Raw genomic sequence first — 3,271 nt, 5'->3', positions numbered from 1 at the left:
TCACGATCTGACGCGTGATCTGGATCTGTCGGCGTTCGTGTTGTTCTCCTCGGCGGGTGGTCTGGTGCTGGCCGCGGGGCAGGCGAACTACGCGGCGGCCAACACCTTCCTCGACGCTCTCGCCGTCCACCGCCAGGCCCAGGGCCTGCCCGCCACGTCTCTTGCCTGGGGTTTGTGGGGGGCGGAGACGGGGTTGGGCGGTGCTTCTTCGCAGGCGGATGCGGAGGTGCGGATGGCTCGTCTGGGCCTGCCCGCCCTGCCGGTGACCGAAGCACTCGACCTGCTGGATGCGGCTGTGGTCCGGACGGACCAGCCCGTCCAGGTCCCCCTGCGCGTCGACGCGACCGCCCTCGCCGCACGCAGCGACGAACTCCCCGCCCTGCTCAAGGGCATGGTCAGGCCCCGCCTCCGGCAGGCCGTGGGAACGCATGCCGAGGCGGGCTCGCTGCAGAAACGGCTGGCCGGCCTCTCCGCCGCCGACCGTCGACGGGCCCTGATGGACGTCGTACGGGGTGAGGTCGCCGGAGTCCTGGGCTATGCGTCGGAAGACGCCGTGGAACCCGACCGCGCCTTCAAGGACCTCGGATTCGACTCCCTGACCGCCGTCGAACTGCGCAACCGGCTCAACGCAGCCACCGCGCTACGGCTGCCCGCCACCCTCGTCTTCGACTATCCGAGCGCGGAGGCGGTGGTCGACTATGTCGACGCCGCCCTGGGCGGAAAGGCCGGCACCCAGGCGGCGGCCCCCGTCCCGACCGCACGGCGATCGCTGGACGACGACCCGATCGCGATCGTGGGGATGGGGTGCCGGTTCCCCGGCGGTGTGGCCTCGCCGGAGGACCTGTGGCGGCTGGTGGCCGACGGGGTGGACGCGGTGTCGGGGTTCCCGTCCGACCGCGGCTGGGATCCGGGCGTGTTCGCCCCGGAACCCGGCACCCCCGGGAAGACCTATGCGCGCGAGGGCGGTTTCCTCTACGACGCGGCTGACTTCGACCCGGACTTCTTCGGGATCAGCCCGAACGAGGCGCTGGTGATGGACCCGCAGCAGCGGCTGCTGCTGGAGACCGCCTGGGAGGCCTTCGAGCGGGCGGGCATCGACCCCGGTCCGCTCAAGGGAAGTGCCACGGGAGTCTTCGCAGGTGTGATGTACCACGACTACGGCCTCGGCGAGGAGGCCGCCACCACCAGCGGTGGCAGCCTGGTCTCCGGCCGGGTCGCCTACACGCTGGGCCTGGAGGGCCCCGCGGTGACGGTGGACACGGCCTGCTCGTCGTCGCTGGTCGCGCTGCACCTGGCCGTGCAGGCGCTGCGTTCGGGTGAGTGCTCCCTGGCCCTCGCGGGCGGTGTCGCGGTGATGTCGACGCCGGGCATGTTCGTCGAGTTCAGTCGGCAGCGCGGACTCGCGGCCAACGGCCGCTGCAAGTCCTTCGCAGAGGTGGCCGACGGCGTCGGCTGGGCCGAGGGCGCGGGCATGCTCCTGGTGGAGCGGCTGTCGGACGCGCGTCGCAACGGCCACCCGGTGCTCGCGGTGGTCCGGGGCAGTGCCATCAACCAGGACGGCGCGTCCAACGGCCTGACCGCCCCCAACGGCCCCTCCCAGCAGCGGGTGATCCGCGCGGCGCTGGCCGGCGCGGGGGTCTCCTCGGCCGAGGTGGACGTGGTGGAGGCACACGGTACGGGGACGACGCTGGGTGACCCGATCGAGGCGCAGGCGCTGATCGCCACGTACGGCCAGGAGCGCCCGGCCGACCTACCGCTGTGGCTGGGTTCGATCAAGTCGAACATGGGTCACGCGCAGGCGGCGGCCGGTGTGGGTGGCCTGATCAAGATGGTCATGGCGATGCGTCACGGTGTGATGCCCAGGACCCTGCACGTCGACGAGCCGTCCACGCAGGTCGACTGGTCGGACGGCACCGTGCGGCTGCTGACGGAAGAGCGGCTGTGGCCGCGGACGGACCACCCGCGGCGGGCCGCCGTCTCCTCCTTCGGCATCAGTGGGACGAACGCGCACGTGATCGTGGAGGAGGCCGAGCCGCTGGAGAGTGCTGGGTCTGGTGGGTCTGCTGGGTCTGTTGGGGCTGCTGGTGGTGTGGTGCCGGTGGTGGGTTCGTCGGTGGTGCCGTGGGTGGTGTCGGCGCGTGGTGTGGCGGGGTCGGTGGGTGCGCAGGCGTCGCGGTTGGCGTCGTGGGTGCGGGAGCGTCCGGATGCGGATGTGGATCCGGTGGATGTGGGCTATTCGCTGGCCGTGTCGCGGGCCGCGCTGGAGCAGCGGGCCGTGGTGATCGGCTCCGATCGCGAGGAGTTGCTGGCGGGGTTGGATGCGTTGGCCGCGGGAGAGACCGCGGCCGGTGTGGGCGGTGTGGGCGGTGTGGTCACTGGTCGGGCGCGTCCGGGTGGTCGCTGCGCGGTGTTGTTCACCGGGCAGGGCAGCCAGCGGCTCGGGATGGGCCGGGAGCTGTATGCCGCGTTCCCCGTGTTCGCGTCCGCGTTCGACGCGGTGTGTGAGGTGCTGGACGGGTTGTTGGAGCGCCCGTTGCGGGACGTGGTGTGGGGTGGGGACGCGGATGCGGGTGTGCTGGAGCGGACGGCGTTCGCTCAGCCGGCGCTGTTCGCCGTGGAGACCGCCTTGTTCCGCCTGCTGGAGTCGTGGGGTGTGCGGCCTGATGTGGTGGCCGGGCATTCGATCGGTGAGGTGACGGCGGCCCATGTCGCGGGCGTGCTGTCGCTTGAGGACGCCGGTCGGCTGGTTGCGGCGCGTGGCCGGTTGATGGACGCCCTGCCCGCCGGTGGGGCGATGCTCGCGGTCGAGGCGACCGAGGACGAGGTACAACCGCTGCTTGCTGGGGAGGTGGGTGTCGCCGCGGTCAACGGTCCGGCCTCGGTGGTGGTGTCGGGTGCCGAAGCCGGGGTGGAGGCGGTGGCCTCCCACTTCGAAGGGATGGGCCGGCGTGTGTCCCGGTTGCGGGTCTCGCACGCCTTCCACTCGCCGTTGATGGAGCCGATGCTGGATGACTTCCGCGCGGTGGTCGGGGGGCTGGCGTGGTCGGAGCCGGTGGTGCCGGTGGTGTCGAACGTGACGGGTGCGGTGGCAGGGCCGGGCTTGTTGTCGGATCCGGAGTACTGGGTCGGGCATGTCCGTGAGGCGGTGCGTTTCGCGGACGGGGTGCGTGCGTTGCGGACCCTGGGGGTGTCGCGGTTCGTGGAGTGCGGCCCGGACGCGGTCCTGACCGGTCTGGCTCGCCAGGTCCTCGACCACGACAACGACGCGGGT

Annotated in this window: 1 protein-coding gene; it reads left to right on the top strand. The window is 71.9% G+C overall.

Going from position 1 to position 3,271, the window contains the following annotated elements; translation table 11 throughout:
• Positions 1-3,271, top strand: a 3,271-nt coding sequence (locus ACL02U_RS32710) for a beta-ketoacyl synthase N-terminal-like domain-containing protein (RefSeq protein ID WP_412794645.1), incomplete at both ends; no start/stop codon positions are given.

The sequence above is a fragment of the Streptomyces sp. MS06 genome, assembly GCF_047200655.1.
GTDB lineage: Bacteria > Actinomycetota > Actinomycetes > Streptomycetales > Streptomycetaceae > Streptomyces.
Note: the sequence above shows the minus strand (reverse complement) of the source record. Positions and strands in the feature narration are given on the sequence as shown.